The sequence below is a fragment of the Bradyrhizobium sp. 33ap4 genome (assembly GCF_032654765.1).
Lineage (GTDB): Bacteria > Pseudomonadota > Alphaproteobacteria > Rhizobiales > Xanthobacteraceae > Bradyrhizobium > Bradyrhizobium australafricanum.
This window is the reverse complement of record NZ_JAUMTJ010000001.1, coordinates 295,858-314,494: the sequence shown is the minus strand read 5'-3', so window position 1 is coordinate 314,494 and position 18,637 is coordinate 295,858. Positions and strand designations below refer to the sequence as shown.

Genomic DNA, 18,637 nt, shown 5'->3' with positions numbered 1-18,637 from the left:
TTCTGTTCACGCCACCGCCCGCTCGGCGGCCGGCGCAGCATCCGTTCCGATCCAGGTCCGGAACAGATCGAAATCGATATTGCCGCCGCTCAGGATCAGGCCGACCCGCTTGCCGGCGAGCCTGCTCTTTTCCTGCAGCGCGGCCGCGAGCGCCGCAGCGCCCGCGCCCTCGGCGAGATTGTGGGTGTCGGTCCAGTAGGCGCGGATCGCCTGCCCGACCTCGTCGTCGCTGACCTGCACGATGCGGGAGGCACCCTTGCGGATCAGCGCGAACGCATCCGCGTCCGGAATCCGCGTCGCCATGCCGTCGGCAAGGGTGTTGCTGGACTCGGTGGTGACGATCTTTCCGGCCGCAAACGACAGCGCATAGGACGGCGCCTCGGTCGACTGCACGCCGACGATCTCGGTCTTCAGCCCAAGCAGGTCGCGCGCCATGATGCAGCCGCAGATGCCGGAGCCCTGCCCGATCGGCACATAGAGAATGTCGAGATCGGGCGCGGTACGGAACAGTTCGAGCGCGTAGGTCGCGACACCCAGCACGAGGTCCGGGTGGAACGACGGCACCATGTGCAGGCCGGCGAATTGGGCGCGGCGCTCGGCCTCTTCCCGCGCGGCCTGGAAGTCGTCGCCGTGCTCGACAAGCTCGGCCCCGAACGCGTGCATGGCGCGGTTCTTCTCGACCGAGTTGCCGCGCGGCACGTAGATCGTCGCCGACACGCCCTGACGTCCTGCCGCGAACGCCAGGCTCTGGCCGTGATTGCCGCGCGTCGCCGAGATGATGCCGGGAACGTCGGGCCGCTCGCGCTTCAGCCGTTCGAGATAGACCAGGCCGCCGCGCACCTTGAAGGCGCCGGTCGGCGTGTGGTTCTCATGCTTGACCACGACCTCGGTGCCGAGCCGCTCCGCCAGCAGCGGCCAGGCGTGCGCCGGCGTCGCCGGCACCGCGGTGCCGACGATCCGGTGCGCGCGCTCGAGCTCGTTGAGGTCAAACATGGGAGCCGCCCTCCATCCGAGCGCGCGATAAGTTCCGTCTGCCCGCTCTTTGCGGGGTGAGGAGCTGCTTCCAGAGCAATGGTGAGAAACGGACTCGCGGAGACTCCCCCTCACCCGGATTGCGCTTGCGCGCAATCCGACCTCTCCCCGCAAGCGGGGCGAGGTGAAAAGAGAGTGCTCCGCGTCGATCCATCATCACACCAGCGCCTTGCCACCGGAGAAGGCCTTCGCGGTGGCCTCATCGGTCGCCTCTTCCGGCAGCAGCATCTCGTTATGCGCCTTGCCGGACGGGATCATCGGGAAGCAATTCTCCAGCGCGGCGACGCGGCAATCGAACAGCACCGGGCGCTTGATCGAGATCATCTCCTTGATCGCGCCGTCGAGATCGGACGGCTTGGTCGCCTGCAGCCCGACGCAGCCATAGGCGTCGGCGAGCTTGACGAAGTCCGGCAGCGCCTCGGAGTAGGAATGCGACAGGCGGTTGCCGTGCAGCAGCTGCTGCCATTGCCGCACCATGCCCATGTACTGGTTGTTCAGGATGAATATCTTGATCGGCAGCTCGAACTGGACCGCCGTCGACATCTCCTGGATCGTCATCTGCACCGAGGCGTCGCCGGCGATGTCGATCACCAGGCTGTCCGGATGCGCCACCTGCACGCCGACCGCGGCCGGCAGGCCGTAGCCCATGGTGCCGAGACCGCCCGAGGTCATCCAGCGGTGCGGCTCCTCGAAGCCGAAGAACTGCGCGGCCCACATCTGGTGCTGACCGACCTCGGTCGTGATGTAGGTGTCCTTGCCGCGGGTCAGCTCGAACAGGCGCTGGATCGCGTATTGCGGCAGGATGATATCGTTGTTCTTGCGGTAGGACAGCGAGTTGCGCGCGCGCCATTGCGCGATCTGCTGCCACCACGACTTGATGTCCGGCTTCTTGGCTTCTGCCTTGAACACCTGCAGCAAATCGCCGAGCACGTTGCCGGCGTCGCCGATGATCGGCACGTCGACGCGGATGTTCTTGTTGATCGAGGACGGGTCGATGTCGATGTGGATCTTCTTCGAGCCCGGCGAGAAGGCGTCGGTACGGCCGGTGATGCGGTCGTCGAAGCGCGCGCCGACGCACAGCATGACGTCGCAATCATGCATCGTCATGTTGGCTTCGTAGGTGCCGTGCATGCCCAGCATGCCGAGCCAGTTCGGGCCCGAAGCGGGATAGGCGCCCAGCCCCATCAGGGTCGAGGTGATTGGGAAGCCAGTCGCCTCCACCAACTGGCGCAGCAGTTTCGAGGCCTCAGGACCCGAATTGATCACGCCGCCGCCGGAATAGATCACGGGACGTTTGGCATTGGCGAGCATCGCCACCGCCTTGCGGATCTGGGTCGCGTCGCCCTTGACGCGCGGCGTGTAGGAGATGTGCACGTCCGACTTGCGCGGCGGATGATAGGTGCCGGTCGCGAACTGCACGTCCTTCGGCACGTCGACCACGACCGGGCCGGGCCGGCCGGTGGTGGCGACATAGAAGGCCTCGTGCAGCACCCTGGCGAGGTCGTTGACGTCGCGGACCAGCCAATTGTGCTTGGTGGCGGGCCGCGTGATGCCGACCGTGTCGCACTCCTGGAAGGCGTCGTTGCCGATCAGGTGGGTCGGCACCTGGCCGGTGATGCAGACCAGCGGGATCGAATCCATCAGCGCGTCGGTCAGCGGAGTCACCATGTTGGTGGCGCCGGGGCCCGACGTCACCAGCACCACGCCGGGCTTGCCGGTCGAGCGGGCATAGCCTTCGGCGGCATGGCCGGCGCCCTGCTCGTGACGGACCAGGATGTGCTCGACCTCGCTCTGCTGGAAGATCTCGTCGTAGATCGGAAGCACCGCACCGCCGGGATAGCCGAAGACATGCTGCACGCCGTGATCGATGAGCGCGCGCACGATCATCGCGGCGCCGGTCATCTGATTGGGATCGTGGCTCTTGTCGGTCATGGTTCGCTCCGGATGCGCTTGTTTTTGCGCGGCTTTTGTCAGTTCTCGTCAGTTCGGCTTCGGGCAATAAAAAGGGGCCCCAGAGGCCCCATGCACACCGCCCGAATTTGGATGGCCGCTAGCCATCCCCGGCGGTGTGCCTGGGTACGACGGCGATAAGCAGTTTGGTAATAATGTTGCGCACGAGACGACCCAGTCTTCCCAAAGGTTGCGCGAACATAGCCGCCAAAGCCTGAATGTCAAGGCAAGGCAAGCACTTTCGCGATTTGCGTACTCTACCGGGGTTCCGCTCGTTCGGCGAGTGTTTTTGCGCAGGCGAACGCGCATGGCTGACGGGCGTGCGGGCCCCCCGGCCCGGGCTACGGGACCCGACTCTCCAGCCATTCCCCGCCAGCTTCCGGCACCACCCATTCGAATTCCGGGAGCTGATGGCGAAACCAGGTGAACTGGCGCTTCGCATAATGGCGGGTGTCGGCCCGGCCGATCTCGGCGGCCTCCTCGCGGCTGATCTCTCCCCTCAGGTGCCGGATCAGCGCCGGCACCCCATGGGCCTTCATCGCCGGCAGCAACGGATCGAGCCCACGCGCCGCCAGCGCCGCGACCTCGTCGAGCGCGCCGGCATCGAGCATGACACCGAAGCGGGCGTCGATCCGTGCATAGAGCCTCTCGCGCTCCGGCGCGAGAAACAGCGCATGAAAATCGCCCGGCGGCAGCAGTGGCGGCAGGCCCTCGCGATGCCAGTCCGGCAGCGGGCGGCCGGTGGCCTCGACCACCTCGAGCGCGCGCGCGATGCGGGTGCGGTCGCGCGGCTTCAGCCGCTCGGCCGACACCGGATCGCGCGCTGCAAGCTCGGCATGCAGCGCCTCGACGCCGTGCTGCTCGAGCCGTGCGCGCACGCCGTCGCGCACATCAGCCGGGATCGGCGGCACCGCCGACAAGCCGCGCGTCAGCGCCTTGAAATAGAGGCCCGAGCCGCCGATGAAGATCGGCAGCCGTCCCTGCTCACGCGCCTCGCCGAGCACCTTCGCCGCATCGGCCACCCAGGCGCCAGCGGAGAAATTCACGCCGGCGTCGACATGGCCATAGAGCCGGTGCGGAACCAGCGCCTCTTCGCCTGCAGTCGGCCGCGCGGTGATGATCCGGAGGTCACGATAGACCTGCATGGAGTCGGTGTTGATCACGACCCCGCCGGTCCGCTGCGCGAGTTCGAGCGCCAGCGCCGACTTGCCGCTGGCGGTCGGCCCTGCGATAAGCACTGCCTTGTTCAACAATCCCGAATGCGCCTGCATGTCCCTCGTTGCCACGCTGATCTGCAATCCTGCAACCCCCGCGCTCGACTCCACCATCGTCGACGGTGCGCGGGCCGTGCTGCCCTCACCCGGCCCGGCGCAGTGGCTGTTCAACGAAGTCGCCGCCGACATTCCGTTCGAAAGCGAGGACAGCAGCAGGGACGGTATCAAGACAATCGAGGAACGCCTTCGCCAGGCCCGCGGCGACCTGCCGATCGACATCGTCGTGCAGCCTCGGATCGCCCGGCGCAAGAAGCTTTTTCTGGCCGACATGGATTCCACCATGATCGGCCAGGAGTGCATCGACGAGCTCGCCGACTTCGCCGGGCTCAAGGCCCATGTCGCTGCGATCACCGAGCGTGCCATGCGCGGCGAGATCGAGTTCGAGTCCGCGCTGCGCGAGCGGGTGGTGCTGCTCAAGGGACTGCCGGTCAGCGTGGTCGACGAGGTGCTCGACAAGCGCATCACGCTGACGCCGGGCGGCCGCGAACTGGTCATGACCATGCGCGCGCACGGCGCCTATACCTGCCTGATCTCGGGCGGCTTCACCTTGTTCACCAAGGTGGTCGCGGCGAAGGTCGGCTTTCAGGAAAACCGCGCCAACCAGTTGCAGGTCGTGGACGGCAAGCTGACCGGTGAGGTGGTCGAGCCGATCCTCGGCCGCGCCACCAAGCTCGCCACCTTGATCGAGCTCACCGTGTCCTTCGATCTCGACGAGATCGACACCCTTGTGGTGGGCGACGGCGCCAACGATCTCGGCATGATCCAGGCTGCGGGCCTCGGCGTAGCCTATCACGCCAAGCCGGCGGTCGCGGCCGCGGCCGCGGTCCGGATCGACCACGGCGATCTCACCGCGCTGCTGTACGCGCAGGGCTACCGGCGGGATGAGTTCGTGGCGGGGTAGCAAACCGTCATTCCGGGGCGATGCGAAGCATCGAACCCGGAATCTCGAGATTCCGGGTTCGGTCCTGCGGACCGCCCCGGAATGACGTATGTGAATGTTACTGCACGCCGAGCGCGACGAAGCGCAGTTCGCCGTCGCCGTTCGAGACCAGCAACAGCACCGACTTCTTGCCGTCCTTCTTGAGTTGATCGACGCGCTTCTTGATGTCAGCGGCGCTCGACACCGCCTCCTGCGCCACCTCGACGATGACATCGCCCGCCGACAGCCGCTTCTCGGCGGCATCGGAATTGCCGTCGACGCCGGTGACGACGACGCCCTTCACGCTGTCCTTGATCTTGTACTTGGTGCGCAGGTCCTTGCTCAGCGCGGCGAGGTCGAGACCGAGCGCCTTCTGGGTCACCGGCTTCTCGGCGGTGTCGTCCTTCGACTTGGCGTTGACCTGCTGAACCTTCTCATTGTCCTCGAGCCGGCCGAGCGTGACCTTGCGGGTCTCCTCATTGCCCTTGCGGATGACGACGACGTCGACTTCCTTGCCGACCGCCGTATCGGCAACGATGCGCGACAGATCCTTGGGGTCCTTGACGTCCTTGCCGTCGAACTTGACGACGACGTCACCGGGCTCGATGCCGGCCGGCTTGGCCGGCCCCTTGTCGTCGACGCCGGCAACCAGCGCGCCGCGCGCCGGCTTGATGTTGAGGCTGTCTGCGATCTCGTCGGTGACCTGCTGGATGCGCACGCCGAGCCAGCCGCGGCGCAGCTCGCCGAATTTCTGCAGCTGGTCGACCACGCCGGCCACGGTCTTCGACGGCACGGCGAAGCCGAGGCCGATCGAACCGCCGGTCGGCGAGATGATCAGCGTGTTGACGCCGATCACCTCACCATCGAGGTTGAACAGCGGACCGCCGGAATTGCCGCGGTTGATGGCGGCGTCGGTCTGGATGTAGCTGTCATACGGGCCCTGGCTGATGTCACGGTTCTTGGCCGAGACGATGCCCGCGGTCACCGTGCCGCCGAGGCTGAACGGGTTGCCGATCGCGACCACCCAGTCGCCGAGCCGGATCTTGTCGCTGTCGCCGAACTTGACCGCGGTGAGCGGCTTCGGCGGCTTGAATTTCAGGACCGCGAGGTCGGTCTTCTTGTCGACGCCGACCAGCTCGGCCTTGATCTTGGTGCCGTCGTTGAGGATGACGTTGATCTCGTCGGCGTCGGCGATGACGTGGTTGTTGGTGACGACGATGCCCGCAGTGTCGACGATGAAGCCTGAGCCGAGCGAGTTGGTCTTGCGCGGCTGGAACTCACCGCTCTTGTCGCCGCCCTTGCCGGGCGGTCCGCGGCGGTTCTTGAAGAAGTCGTCGAAGAATTCCTCGAACGGCGAGCCCGGCGGCAGCTGCGGCATCGTCCGGTCCTTGGCCTCGACGGTCTGCGACGTCGAGATGTTGACGACGGCGTCGATCACCTTCTCGGCGATGTCGGCGATGCCTTCAGGACCGCGTGCGAACGCCGGCACGGAGCTCAGCATGCTCGCAGCACCGATCGAGATCGCGGCTCCCATCATGCGGAAGCGGCGGGTCAGGGCTGGTCTGGCAGCGGTCATGTCGGAGTTTCTCCAGGCAAACGGGTTCAAATGAGCTAGTTACAGAGTGCGCCCGAACAGGCATACGGCGCAAGCATCTCACCCGGGCATTTCGGCGAAATACCGGCGGCGAGAGGCTCACGATATGTTCAGTCTTGCCTGTCATTCCGGGGCAGCCCGACAAGGCTGAACCCCGGGGACGCAATTGCGCACCTTGGGGAATCTCGAGGTTCCCCGATGCGCAATCGCGCATTGGCGGTCATGCTTCGCATGCTCCGGAGCGGCGACTATCTTCGCACCACCCAGATCAGGACAAGCCCGGCGACCGCCGAGCCGATACCGACGATGCGCAGGATGTTGTCGGGTGTCGCCAGCGCGCTCTTCATCGCCCGGCGCATCCAGGCGGGGCTTGCCGCGAACAGAATGCCTTCGAGCACGAACAGGATTCCCAACCCGATGAGGAAGTCGCCGAACGCTATGGACTTCATCGGATGGCAGCCTCCCGCTCGATGCTTGTTGTTTTTGGTCGGCGGCGAAGCGTCATCCGCATCGCCGCCAAGTCCTGAAGTTCAAGTCGTGACGTTACTGTTTCGGCGCGGCGGCCGCCTCAGGCAACTTGCCGCTTGCACCGCCGAAGTATCTGAAGAATTCCGAGTCCGGCCGCAACAGGAAACGCGTGTCGCTGGAACGCAGGCCGTTCTCATAGGCCGTCATCGAGCGATAGAACGCGAAGAAGTCCTTGTCCTTGCCATAGGCTTCGGCGAACAGGCGGTTGCGCTCGGCGTCACCCGCACCGCGAGTCTGATCCGCGGCCGAGTTCGCCTCGGCGACGATCACGGTCGCTTCGCGGTCGGCCTTCGAGCGGATTTCCTGCGCCTTCTGGTCGCCCTGGGCACGGAACTCGGCCGCCTCGCGCTCACGTTCGGTCTTCATGCGGTTGTAGACGGCCTGGCTGTTCTGCTCCGGCAGGTCGGCACGGCGGATGCGGACGTCGACAACCTCGATGCCGTATCCGTCCGCTTCCCTATCGAGCTGCTCGCGGATCCGCTGCATCAGCTTCTCGCGATCGTCACGCACCACGGTGATGAAGTTGACCTCGCCGAGCACGCGGCGCAGCGCTGCGTTCAGCAGCGTGGTCAGCTGCAGATTGGCGGCCTGGATCGAGCCGACGCTGGTGTAGTAGCGCAATGCATTCTTGATGCGATAGCGCGCGAAGGCGTCCACCACGAGCCGCTTCTGGTCGGAGGCGATCACCTCCTGCGACGGGTTTTCCAGATCGAGGATGCGCTTGTCGACGTTGATCACCGAATTCCACGGCGCCTTGAAGTGCAGGCCGGGCTCGGTGACGATGTCGACCGGCTCGCCGAACCGCAGGACGATGGTCTGCTCGGTCTGCTGCACGGCGAACACCGAGCTGTAGCCGACGGCGAGCACAATGAAGAGGATGATCAGGGACACAATGCCGGTGACGGGAGACCTCATCGGGTGGCTCCCTGCTGCTGGCCGGTCGTGGCCGGTGCCGCCGGACGCCGCGGCGTCAGTTCGCCGAGCGGAAGGTAGGGCACGATGTTCTGGCCCGGGCCGCCGTCGTAAACCAGCTTCTCGGAGCCGCCGAGCACTTTTTCCATGGTCTCCAGATAGATGCGCTCGCGCGTCACGTCGGGTGCCTTCTTGTACTCTTCATAGACTTTCAGGAAGCGTGCGCTCTGGCCCTTGGCGTCGGCGACCGCCTGCTCCTTGTAGCCTTCGGCGGCTTGGAGGATCTGCGCGGAACGACCGCGCGCTTCCGGTACGATCCGGTTGGCGTAGGTCTGTGCCTCGTTCTGCTTGCGCTCGAGGTCGGCGCGCGCCGCCTGCACGTCGCGGAATGCGTCGATCACCTGCGCCGGCGGATCGACCTTCTGCATCTGCACCTGCGTGATCTGGATGCCCGCGTTGTAGGTATCGAGCGTCCTCTGCATCAGCTCCTGGACGCTCTGCTCGGTGACGTTGCGCGCCCCGGTCAGGATCGGCTGGATCTGCGAGCGGCCGATCACCTCACGCATCGCGCTTTCGGCAACCGCCTTCACGGTGCCTTCGGGATTCTGGATGTTGAACAGATAGGCGCCGGCTCCACCCGGCTTGATGCGCCACAGCACCGTGAAGTCGACGTCGACGATGTTCTCGTCGCCGGTCAGCATCAGGCTCTCTTCCGGCACGTCGCGCATGGTGCGGCCGCGGCGAGCGGGATCGTCGATCAGCGTCATGCCGATCGAGATCGTGTTGACGCGCAGCGCTTTCGGCAGCAGCACTGTCTCAATCGGATATGGCAGGTGGTAGCGCAGGCCCGGCTGCGCATCGCGGACATACTTGCCGAAGCGCAGCACGACGCCGAGCTCTTCGGACTGCACGCGGAAGATGCCGGTCGCGAACCAGATCGCCAGCGCGGCGACCAGCACCAGCGCGACGCCCATGCCGCTGAAATGTCCGCCGGGCAGCCACTGCTGCAGGCGGTCCTGGCCGCGCCGCAGCAGATCCTCAAGATCCGGCGGCCTTGGCCCGGCTGACTGCGGACCGGTGCCCCATGGCCCTTTCGGACCCGAGCCCCAGGGCCCCCCGCCTTGATTTTTCCACGGCATCAAACATCTCCTCAGCAAGTCCGGACGGGACGCCCGGCCTCGAATGTCCGGCCCGGTTATAGGGGACCGCTAGGGCCCTTACAACGCAAGCTTCCTGGCCGGACGAGCTATGCGCCGGGGCATAATTGTCAATGCAAACATTGGTTAACCCGGGCCGCGTCGACGATATGTCACATAGGAGAAGTCGGCACTGTCGTCCGGGCCTGCCGGATTTCGCACGCGCGCCACCTCGTCCCACAGCTGCGCATCGATTTTGTCGAACCGCGTGTCGCCGTCCGGCCGGGCATGGACCTCGGTGATCTCAAGGCGATCGGCGGTGCCCATCCATTGCGCGTAGATTTCCGCGCCACCGATGATTGCAATCTCAGTGGCGAAACGCCGCAGCGCGTCGCCAAGCGCAATGGCGCGGGCGTTGTCAAACGACGTCGTGACGATGGCGCCGCGCGCGCGGTAGTTGGGATCGCGCGTCACCACGATGTTGGTGCGGCCCGGCAGCGGCCTGCGCAGGGACTCGAAGGTCTTGCGCCCCATCACGACGGGCTTGTTCAACGTAATCGCCTTGAAACGCTGCTGGTCGGATTTCAGCCGCCACGGAATGGCGTTGTCGCTCCCGATCACGCCGTTCTCGGCGACCGCTACGACGAGCACGATCTCCATCAGAGCGTCCCTTCCGCGAGCGTCGACAGCGCCTCGCCGGAGACGCGGCAAATCGTCCATTCGTCCATCATCTCGGCGCCGAGTGACTTGTAGAATGCAATCGACGGCGCGTTCCAGTCGAGCACCGCCCATTGCAGGCGCGACCAGCCATTGGCGAGGCATTGCTTCGCCAGATGCACGAGCAGCGCCTTGCCGATGCCCTTGCCGCGCAGCGCCGGACGCACGAAGAGGTCTTCGAGATAGATGCCGTGACGGCCGGCGAAGGTCGAGAAGTTGACGAACCAGACCGCGAAGCCGGCAGGCTCGCCGTTCCATTCCGCGATGTCGCAATAGAGCCGTGGGTTGGCGCCGAACAGCGCCTCGGCGATATCGGCCTCGCTGGCGTGAACCTCATGCAGAAGCTTTTCGTATTCGGCGAGTTCGCGGACCAGCGAGAACACCAGTCCGGCCTCATCGGGCCGCGCGCGGCGGATCGTCAGCGACATTCAATCCCTCGGACCGCAACTCATACCGCCACCTCGGCCTTGATGTGCGGATGCGGGTCGTAACCTTCGAGTTTGAAGTCCTCGTAGCGGAACGCGAAGATATCCTTCACGTCCGGATTGATCGCCATCGTCGGCAACGGCCGCGTCGGCCGCGTCAACTGCAGGCGCGCCTGCTCGAGATGGTTGGAGTAGAGGTGCGCGTCGCCGAGCGAGTGCACGAAATCGCCGGGCTTCAGCCCGGTCACCTGCGCGACCATCATGGTGAGCAGCGCATAGGAGGCGATATTGAAGGGTACGCCGAGGAAGACGTCGCCCGAGCGCTGATAGAGCTGACAGGACAATTTGCCGTTCGCGACATAGAACTGGAACAGGCAATGGCACGGCGGCAGCGCCATCTTGTCGACCTCGGCCGGATTCCAGGCGCTGACGATCAGCCGTCGCGAATCCGGATTGCGCTTGATCATCTCGACCACGCCAGCGATCTGGTCGATGCTACGGCCATCCGGCGCGGGCCACGACCGCCATTGCGAGCCGTACACCGGACCGAGGTCGCCGTTGGCGTCGGCCCATTCGTCCCAGATCGTGACGCCGTTGTCGTTGAGATATTTGATGTTGGTGTCGCCGGCGAGGAACCAGAGCAGCTCGTGCACGATCGCCTTCAGCGGCAGCCGCTTGGTGGTCAGCATCGGGAAGCCGGCCGCGAGGTTGAAACGCATCTGATGACCGAAGATCGACAGCGTCCCGGTGCCGGTGCGGTCGTGCTTCTCGGCACCGTCGGCGAGGATGCGTTCGAGCAAGTCGTGATACTGGTTCATGGCGTCTGTTTCGGGCTTTCGAGAGAACGACCAATGTAGCGGCCAAGGCCGCCGGTCGGCACGCTGATTCGGCTGAACGTACCGATTATACCCTGAAAAGTGAGCACTCCGCGCCAAACGACAAGGGGCGGAACTCGCGTCCCGCCCCTGCCCTATCTGCCTGATTGTACTGGATTAAGTTGCCGGCTTGAGCACCGGCGTCCACTTCGCGATCTCGTTCTTGACGAGCGTCGCAAGCGCCTCCGGCGTACGGTTGGCGGGCGCCGGGATCACGCTGCCGAGGTCGAGCAGGCGCTTGCGGACGTTCTCATCGTCAAGCGCCTTGATGGCCGCGGCATTCAACGTGGCGATGATGGCGGGCGAAGTTCCCTTCGGCGCGAAAATCGCATTCCAGGCCTGGGCCTGGAATGCCGGCAAGCCGGCTTCCGTCGTGGTCGGCACATTGGGCAGCGACGGGTTGCGCTCGGGGGTGGCGACCGCATAGGCCTTGATGGTGCCGGCGTTGATCTGCGGCACCGCGTTGACGATCTGGTCGCACATGTAGTCGACCTGGCCGGCGACCAGCGCATTCATGGCCGGGCCGGTGCCGTTGAAGGGCACTCCGACCGGCTTGACGCCGAGGATCGAGTTCAGGAGCTCGCAGGAGGCGTGCGAGACCGAGCCGATGCCGGCATGCGCGGCGTTGACCTTCTCGGCATTGGCCTTCACGTAGGCGACGAATTCCTTGAGGTCCTTCGGCGGAAAGTCCTTGCGGGCAAGGATCAGGATCGGCGTGCCGGCGAGCAGCGCGACGGGCTCGAAATCCTTTTCCGGGTGGTAGGCAAGCTTCGGATAGAGCGGCACGGAGGCGGCGTGTGTGCCCATATGCCCTGTGATCAACGTATAGCCGTCATTGGCGGCGCGTGCGGCGCGCGTCGTCGCGGTGGTGCCGCCGGCGCCGACCACGTTCTCGATCACGATGCTCTGTCCCAGCGTCTGCGCCATGTGCGCGGTCACGATGCGCGAGATGACATCGGTCGGGCCGCCGGCTGCGAACGGCACGATCATGGTGATGGTGCGAGTCGGATAGTTTTGCGCGGACGCCGGCACGGCGAAAGCGCCGAGCGCTACAAATGCCGAAAGGCATGCGCCCGCAAGCGAGCGAATGGACATCATCTCAATTCCTCCCGGAACGTTTGACCAATAAAAATGCCGGCCAAATCGGCCGGCATTTTCATTTCACGGGACGACATCGAGTGTCGATTCGACTTCCGCCTGCGGCGCGCCGACGCAGGGCCGGCGGCTCGCTCAGCCCTCGGACTCCACGAACACTTCGTCGCGCTTGGCACGCAAGGTCGGCAGCACGGCAAGCACCAGGAGACCGGCCGCGATCGCCAGCAGCACCGCCGACAGCGGCCGCGAGACGAACACGCTCCAGTCGCCGCGCGAGATCAACAGCGCGCGACGCAGGTTCTCCTCCATCAGCGGGCCCAGCACCATGCCGAGCAGCAGCGGTGCCGGCTCGAAATCGTGCTTGATCAGCCAATAGCCGACCAGGCCGAACACGCCGGCGAGCACGACGTCGACCGGCGCGTTGTTCACCGAGTAGATGCCGATCGCGCAGAACACCACGATCGAGGGGAACATCAGCCGGTACGGCACGCGCAGCAGACGGACCCAGATGCCCACCAACGGCAGGTTGATGATGATCAGCATCAGATTGCCGATCCACATCGAGGCGATCATGCCCCAGACCAGATCGGGCTGCTTCTGCATCACCTGCGGGCCCGGCACGATGCCGTGAATGGTCATCGCACCGACCATCAGCGCCATCACCGCGTTCGGCGGGATGCCGAGCGTGAGCAGCGGGATGAACGAGGTCTGCGCCGCGGCGTTGTTGGCGCTTTCCGGCGCCGCCACGCCCTCGATCGCGCCGCGGCCGAACCGCTTCGGATCCTTCGCCAGCTTCTTCTCCAGCGTATAGGCCGCGAACGAGGCGATCACGGCGCCGCCGCCCGGCAGGATGCCGAGGATCGAGCCAAGCACGGTGCCGCGCAGGATCGCCGGCGTTGAATCCGCGATGTCCTTCCTGGTCGGCATCAGGCCGGTGATCTTCTGCTGCACCAGGTTGCGGTTCATCTCGGCGCCGTGGTCGAGGTTGCGGATGATCTCCGCGAAGCCGAACACACCCATCGCCACGGTGGCAAAGCCGAGACCGTCGGCGAGTTCGGGGATGTTGAAGGCCATGCGCGAGGCGCCGGTCTCGATGTCGGAGCCGACCATCGACAGCAACAGGCCGAACACGATCATCGCGATCGCCTTCAGCACCGAGCCCTTGGCGAGCACGACCGCGAAGATCAGGCCGAGCACCATCAGCGAGAAATATTCAGCCGGACCGAACGCCAGCGCGAGCTTGGTCAGCGGCGCGCCGAGCACGGCGATCAGCACGGTCGCGACGCAGCCAGCGAAGAACGAGCCGATCGCGGCGATCGCCAGAGCCGGACCGGCGCGGCCCTGCTTGGCCATCTGGTGGCCGTCGAGCGCGGTGACGACGGAGGTCGCCTCGCCCGGAATATTGACCAGGATCGAGGTGGTCGAGCCGCCATATTGCGCGCCGTAATAGATGCCGGCGAGCATGATCAGCGCACCGACCGGCGGCAGGCCGAAGGTGATCGGCAGCAGCATGGCGACGGTGGCGATGGTGCCGATGCCCGGCAGCACGCCGACCAGCGTGCCGACCAGTGCGCCGATCAGGCACATCAGAAGGTTGATCGGCGAGAATGCGACCGCGAAACCGTGGGCGAGATTGGCAAACAGTTCCATCAGGCCCTCACTGGATCAGGAAACGCGGGAACATCGGCATCGGAAGTCCCAGCACATAGGGGAAAAGCAGCGCGCAGCCGAGGGTCAGACAGGCGCCGACAATGATGGCCTCGACCAATTTCGTCTCCTGCGAGCCCATCGCCGCGATCATGAAGGCGGCAAAGGCGGAGACCACAAGCCCGAGTGGCCGGATCGCCAATGCGAAGAACACGATTGCGGCGGATACGAACAACGGGCCGCGCCAGGAATAGGCCGCGATATGCGGGCCATTCTGCAGAACTCCCATCAGCGCGACACCACCGCCGAGCAACAGCAGCAGCACTGCGAACATGCGCGGCGCGGTTCCGGCGCCGAACGAAAATCCGTGCATGCCCTGCAAATCGCTCGAGGCCCACAAGGCAAACAGCGCAACCGCCATCATGGCGAGCCCGCCGACAAAATCCTGCGGACCGCGCACCCATTTCGGCAAGATCGATTTGACCGGCGCCTCGCTCGGCGTATCGCTCATGACTTCGCTTCCCCCGTCAGGGCTGTCCCGCCCGTTTTGATTGAATGGCTTGGTTTGTGGTGCGTTGACCGAGAGCCTTGCTAGCGATTTTCGTCAGATAACGCCAGCGAAACCCAAGAGGCCTCCGGCCAGCAACATCCACAAAGGGTTGATCCGCGTCGCAAAAGCAAGCGCGGCCGCGACAATGGTGATCAGGACCGCGATCCAACTTTGGTCTGAGGTCTGCGCCACGATCAGGCCGGAGGCCGCCATCAGACCGATCGACAGCGGAACCAGTGCCGCCTGGATCATCGCCGGCCAGCGCGCCTCGCGCGAGCGATCGAGGAAACGGCTCACACAATAGGCAAGCAGCGCGGTCGGTCCGCACATCGCCACCGTCGCGGCCAACGCCCCGGCGACGCCTGCGACAGAATAGCCTATCAAGGTCACGATCAGCACGTTCGGCCCCGGCGAGAGCTGCGAGATCGCGAATACGTCGGCGAACTGCTTGTCGGTCAGCCAGTGATGCACGTCGACGGCGGCACGGTGCATTTCGGGAATCGCCGAATTGGCGCCGCCGACCGCAAACAGCGACATCAGGCCGAAGGTCCAGACCAGCGCCGCGATGGGGTTGGACTCCGAGCTCATGCCCGCACCATGCGGCGCGCCAGGACCGTCGTCGCAATGCTGAGCGGGATCGCCACCAGCAGCACGATCTGGAGCGGCCAGCGGATCAGTCCGATCGCGACGAAAACAGCAGCCAGAATGACGAGGCCCGTGACATCGCGCCGCTTCAGGAGCGGCATCATCATCTTGAAGACGACGGCGAACAGCAGCCCGACCGCGGCGCAGGCGACGCCGGCGAGCGTCCGGCGCAGCACGTCGATGTCGCCGTAGCGGGCATAGAGCGCGGCAAGGATGGTCGCGATCACCATCGGCGGCCCGACCAGCCCGGCGAAGGCCGCGAGCCCGCCGGCTATGCCGCGAAAGCGCGAGCCGAATACGACCGACAGGTTGACGATGTTCGGACCTGGCAGGAAATGGCACAGCGCGAAGGTCTCGTTGAACTCCTCCGCGGTCATCCAGCGGTGCTGCTCGACGATCGCGCGCCGGGCCCAGACCAGAACCCCGCCAAAGCCGGCCAGCGACATCTTGGCAAAGGCCAGGAACAGCTCGAGCAGGCCGGGCTGGTGGGGCGGCGATGGTGCGGAGGCATCCGGTGCCGGGGCGGCAACCGGCGGAGAATCCGGGGGCATGGACGAAACCTAGAACGGCGCCGGGACAGCGCCAAGACCCTGGCCAACCCCAAATCGGCGGGTTTTTACAGCCGAAAGGGCCTGAATCGGCTCTGTTTTTCTAAGACTTTGCCGCTATATTGGGGGTGCCGGTTCGCCGGCTATGGAAATAAATGACCGTCGCAATAAACCATTCGGACCCGGGGGCGGTACCCGGCGCCTCCACCAAAATCCATCCGTCGCGGTGGCTTTCGGCGGGGGCGAAATAGGATCGACGAGGGCGTAAAGGGCGTGTTTTTTCTCGGTATGGTTCCGCCGACATCGGGCCAATGCAATAGTTGCCAACGACAACTTTGCTCCGGTTGCTCAGGCTGCGTAACGCAGTTTGAAAGACCATCTTAAAGTCCTAGCGGGTTAAGCTCCGCTAGGCGGGGTTCGGAGGCACCTGGCAACAGAAGCCTCCACTTTATCCCTTGTTTCCCAATCGGGCGTCCGCGCGCATTTCAGCGGCCAGCCCTGCTGATTTCCGGCTCCCGGCGGGGTAGCATGGCAAAGGGCGAGTCGGCCGGTCCGGCGCCGCCCCGGCGGGCATTTTCGAAGCGACAGGATCACCATGGCGACCGATCACATCCGATATGACGTGCTGGCGCGCGATGCGCTGCGCGGGGTGCTGCGCCGGGTGTTGTCCGACGCCGCCGAACATGGCCTGCCAGGTGAGCACCATTTCTACATCACCTTCCTGTCGCACGGCGACGGCGTGAAGCTGTCGCCCCGGCTGCTCGCGCAGTATCCGGAGGAGATGACCATCATCCTGCAGCACCAGTTCTGGGATCTGGTGGTGACCGAGGATCGCTTCGAGGTCGGCCTGTCGTTCGGCGGGATTCCCGAGCGGCTGACCGTGCCGTTCGCCGCGGTGACGCGCTTCCTCGATCCGTCCGCGCCGTTCGATTTGCGCTTCGATGTCTCGGACGCACTGTCCGAAGAAGCCCCTCCCGCCACCGCACCGGCCTCTCCCCTGCCCGCCCCTGCGGCCCACGCAGCGGCCGAGACCGAGAGCGCCGAGACCGAGCAGGAGCCCGCGAAGCCCAGCGAAGGCGCCGAGGTCGTGCGGCTGGACCGCTTCCGCAAGAAATAATCTAAGCGCAGATCACGCCTCGACCTTGTAGGATGCTTGCCGGGATCGGGATGACAAATCGTCATCGCGGCCTACCTTCTGCATGAACGTGCCCTTCACGCGGACGCTGTCGCGTTGCCGCGCCGGGCCACGTTTTGATGACGCAACGGCAAGCATCCACGGAAAGCATGATGGCTCGATCGACGATCCCCTCCAAGGCAAAGACCCGCAGCGAGACCGACAGCTTCGGTCCGATCGACGTTCCCGCCGACCGCTATTGGGGCGCGCAGACCGAACGCTCGCGGCAGAATTTCAAGATCGGCCACGACCGCATGCCGATCGCGATCGTCCATGCACTCGGCATCGTGAAGCTTGCGGCCGCGGAGACCAATCGCGAGCTCGGCCAGCTCGATGCGCGCCGCGCCGGCGCCATCATCCGCGCAGCCAAGGAAGTAATTGAAGGCAAGCTCGACGACAATTTCCCGCTGGTGGTCTGGCAGACCGGTTCGGGCACGCAGAGCAACATGAACGTGAACGAGGTGATCGCCAACCGCGCCAACCAGATGCTCGGCGGCGAGCTTGGCGCCAAGAAGCCGATCCATCCGAACGATCACGTCAACATGAGTCAGTCATCGAACGACTCGTTTCCGACCGCGATGCATATCGCCGCAGCGAGCCGCATCGTCGCCGATCTGATTCCGGCACTCACCGAACTGCATCGCGCGTTGCGCAAGAAGGAGAAGACGTTTGCCAGGATCGTCAAGATCGGGCGCACCCATACCCAGGATGCGACGCCGCTGACGCTCGGCCAGGAATTCTCCGGCTACGCCGCGCAGGTCGAGAGCGGCATCGCGCGGCTGCGCGTCGCGGTGAAGGATCTGTTTCCGCTGGCGCAGGGCGGCACCGCCGTCGGCACCGGCCTCAACTCGAAGCCGCGATTTGCAAAAACCTTCGCGCGCCACGTCGCCAAGATCACCAAGCTGCCCTTCACCAGCGCGGCCAACAAGTTCGAGGCGCTGGCTTCCAACGACGCCTATGTGCTGGTACACGGCGCGATCAACTCGGTGGCGACCGGCCTGTTCAAGATCGCCAACGATATCCGCTTGCTCGGCTCGGGCCCGCGCTCGGGCCTCGGCGAGTTGATTCTGCCCGAGAACGAGCCGGGCTCGTCGATCATGCCGGGCAAGGTCAATCCGACCCAGTGCGAAGCCATGACCATGGTCTGCTGCCAAGTGTTCGGCAATCAGACCACGATCACCGTCGCCGGCAGCCAGGGCCATTTCGAGTTGAACGTGTACAAGCCTGTGTTGGCATACTGTATGATAAATTCCATTCAATTGCTGTCTGACGTTGTCCGCTCATTTACCGAGCATTGCGTTGTCGGAATACGCGCCGACGAAAAGCGCATCAACGAACTGATGCAGCGCTCGCTGATGCTGGTCACCGCACTCGCGCCGAAGATCGGTTACGACAACGCAGCCAAGGTCGCCAAGTCGGCGCATGCGCGCGGAACGACGCTGAAGGAAGAGGCTTTGCGGCTCGGATTTGTTTCCGCGGATGAATTTGATCGCCTCGTGCAGCCGGACAAAATGACACACCCGGGCTAAAGCGAAGCTCGCATTGTCCGGATAATTACGGTCAGCGCGCGTGATATAATTATGGATCATAACGCCTAAAGACTAAGGCGCGTTACC

At 64.9% G+C, this 18,637-nt stretch carries 18 protein-coding genes and 1 other RNA gene; 4 read left to right on the top strand and 15 right to left on the bottom strand.

The window, feature by feature from the left end; all coding sequences use genetic code 11:
• Positions 1 to 6: 6 nt before the first annotated feature.
• The 3 genes from Q2M23_RS01375 to miaA all read right to left on the bottom strand — a co-directional run bounded on the left by Q2M23_RS01375 (position 7) and on the right by miaA (position 4,253).
• Entirely contained in the window at positions 7 to 993 is a 987-nt protein-coding gene (locus Q2M23_RS01375) for a threonine dehydratase (RefSeq protein WP_076824266.1), read from the bottom strand.
• A 195-nt stretch (positions 994 to 1,188) separates the two neighbouring features.
• Positions 1,189 to 2,964 carry an acetolactate synthase 3 large subunit gene (locus Q2M23_RS01370; RefSeq protein ID WP_168857166.1) on the bottom strand — a complete coding sequence of 592 codons (1,776 nt, stop codon included), beginning with the start codon at positions 2,962 to 2,964 and terminating at the stop codon, positions 1,189 to 1,191.
• Positions 2,965 to 3,323: 359 nt separating this feature from the next.
• Complete coding sequence (gene miaA, locus Q2M23_RS01365; RefSeq protein ID WP_316393871.1) at positions 3,324 to 4,253, bottom strand: tRNA (adenosine(37)-N6)-dimethylallyltransferase MiaA; 930 nt, start codon at positions 4,251 to 4,253, stop codon at positions 3,324 to 3,326.
• On the opposite strand from miaA, the gene serB reads away from it, so the two are divergent.
• Positions 4,252 to 5,157: a phosphoserine phosphatase SerB gene (serB, locus tag Q2M23_RS01360; protein WP_316393796.1), complete on the top strand. Its 906-nt coding sequence runs from the start codon at positions 4,252 to 4,254 to the stop codon at positions 5,155 to 5,157. The genes miaA and serB overlap by 2 nt on opposite strands.
• 97 nt (positions 5,158 to 5,254) lie before the next feature.
• Here the strand turns inward: serB and Q2M23_RS01355 are convergent, their stop codons facing one another.
• From Q2M23_RS01355 to Q2M23_RS01300, 12 genes are all read right to left on the bottom strand, one after another.
• A complete protein-coding gene (locus Q2M23_RS01355; protein ID WP_316393795.1) occupies positions 5,255 to 6,751 on the bottom strand; it encodes a Do family serine endopeptidase in 1,497 nt (498 codons plus the stop codon).
• Between the two features lie 266 nt (positions 6,752 to 7,017).
• Positions 7,018 to 7,218, bottom strand: a complete 201-nt coding sequence (locus Q2M23_RS01350) for a DUF2065 domain-containing protein (protein ID WP_028332483.1) — start codon at positions 7,216 to 7,218, stop codon at positions 7,018 to 7,020.
• Positions 7,219 to 7,312: 94 nt separating this feature from the next.
• The gene (hflC, locus tag Q2M23_RS01345) at positions 7,313 to 8,212 is read right to left on the bottom strand and encodes a protease modulator HflC (RefSeq protein WP_168857169.1); all 900 of its coding nucleotides are present in this window, start codon (positions 8,210 to 8,212) and stop codon (positions 7,313 to 7,315) included.
• Positions 8,209 to 9,348: an FtsH protease activity modulator HflK gene (hflK, locus tag Q2M23_RS01340; protein WP_028342342.1), complete on the bottom strand. Its 1,140-nt coding sequence runs from the start codon at positions 9,346 to 9,348 to the stop codon at positions 8,209 to 8,211. The genes hflC and hflK overlap by 4 nt, the downstream gene beginning before the upstream one ends.
• A gap of 144 nt (positions 9,349 to 9,492) precedes the next feature.
• A complete protein-coding gene (locus Q2M23_RS01335; RefSeq protein WP_076824257.1) occupies positions 9,493 to 10,005 on the bottom strand; it encodes a dihydrofolate reductase in 513 nt (170 codons plus the stop codon).
• Complete coding sequence (locus Q2M23_RS01330) at positions 10,005 to 10,490, bottom strand: GNAT family N-acetyltransferase (RefSeq protein ID WP_076824256.1); 486 nt, start codon at positions 10,488 to 10,490, stop codon at positions 10,005 to 10,007. The genes Q2M23_RS01335 and Q2M23_RS01330 overlap by 1 nt, the downstream gene beginning before the upstream one ends.
• Before the next feature lie 20 nt (positions 10,491 to 10,510).
• Positions 10,511 to 11,305, bottom strand: a complete 795-nt coding sequence (locus Q2M23_RS01325; protein ID WP_028332488.1) for a thymidylate synthase — start codon at positions 11,303 to 11,305, stop codon at positions 10,511 to 10,513.
• 174 nt (positions 11,306 to 11,479) lie between these two features.
• Positions 11,480 to 12,460: a tripartite tricarboxylate transporter substrate binding protein BugD gene (locus Q2M23_RS01320; protein ID WP_057015039.1), complete on the bottom strand. Its 981-nt coding sequence runs from the start codon at positions 12,458 to 12,460 to the stop codon at positions 11,480 to 11,482.
• 132 nt (positions 12,461 to 12,592) lie between these two features.
• Positions 12,593 to 14,107, bottom strand: coding sequence for a tripartite tricarboxylate transporter permease (locus Q2M23_RS01315; RefSeq protein WP_018272999.1), 1,515 nt, complete (start codon positions 14,105 to 14,107; stop codon positions 12,593 to 12,595).
• A gap of 7 nt (positions 14,108 to 14,114) precedes the next feature.
• Positions 14,115 to 14,615 (bottom strand): tripartite tricarboxylate transporter TctB family protein, encoded by a 501-nt coding sequence (locus Q2M23_RS01310; protein WP_057015038.1) that lies wholly within the window; start codon positions 14,613 to 14,615, stop codon positions 14,115 to 14,117.
• A 93-nt stretch (positions 14,616 to 14,708) separates the two neighbouring features.
• Positions 14,709 to 15,242, bottom strand: coding sequence for a chromate transporter (locus Q2M23_RS01305; RefSeq protein ID WP_253639098.1), 534 nt, complete (start codon positions 15,240 to 15,242; stop codon positions 14,709 to 14,711).
• The gene (locus Q2M23_RS01300; protein ID WP_057015036.1) at positions 15,239 to 15,850 is read right to left on the bottom strand and encodes a chromate transporter; all 612 of its coding nucleotides are present in this window, start codon (positions 15,848 to 15,850) and stop codon (positions 15,239 to 15,241) included. The genes Q2M23_RS01305 and Q2M23_RS01300 overlap by 4 nt, the downstream gene beginning before the upstream one ends.
• 88 nt (positions 15,851 to 15,938) lie before the next feature.
• On the opposite strand from Q2M23_RS01300, the gene ssrA reads away from it, so the two are divergent.
• From ssrA to fumC, 3 genes are all read left to right on the top strand, one after another.
• Positions 15,939 to 16,295, top strand: a transfer-messenger RNA (tmRNA) gene (gene ssrA, locus Q2M23_RS01295).
• 147 nt (positions 16,296 to 16,442) lie between these two features.
• Positions 16,443 to 16,964, top strand: coding sequence for an SspB family protein (locus tag Q2M23_RS01290; protein ID WP_057015035.1), 522 nt, complete (start codon positions 16,443 to 16,445; stop codon positions 16,962 to 16,964).
• 167 nt (positions 16,965 to 17,131) lie between these two features.
• Complete coding sequence (gene fumC / locus Q2M23_RS01285; RefSeq protein WP_316393783.1) at positions 17,132 to 18,550, top strand: class II fumarate hydratase; 1,419 nt, start codon at positions 17,132 to 17,134, stop codon at positions 18,548 to 18,550.
• Positions 18,551 to 18,637: the final 87 nt, after the last annotated feature.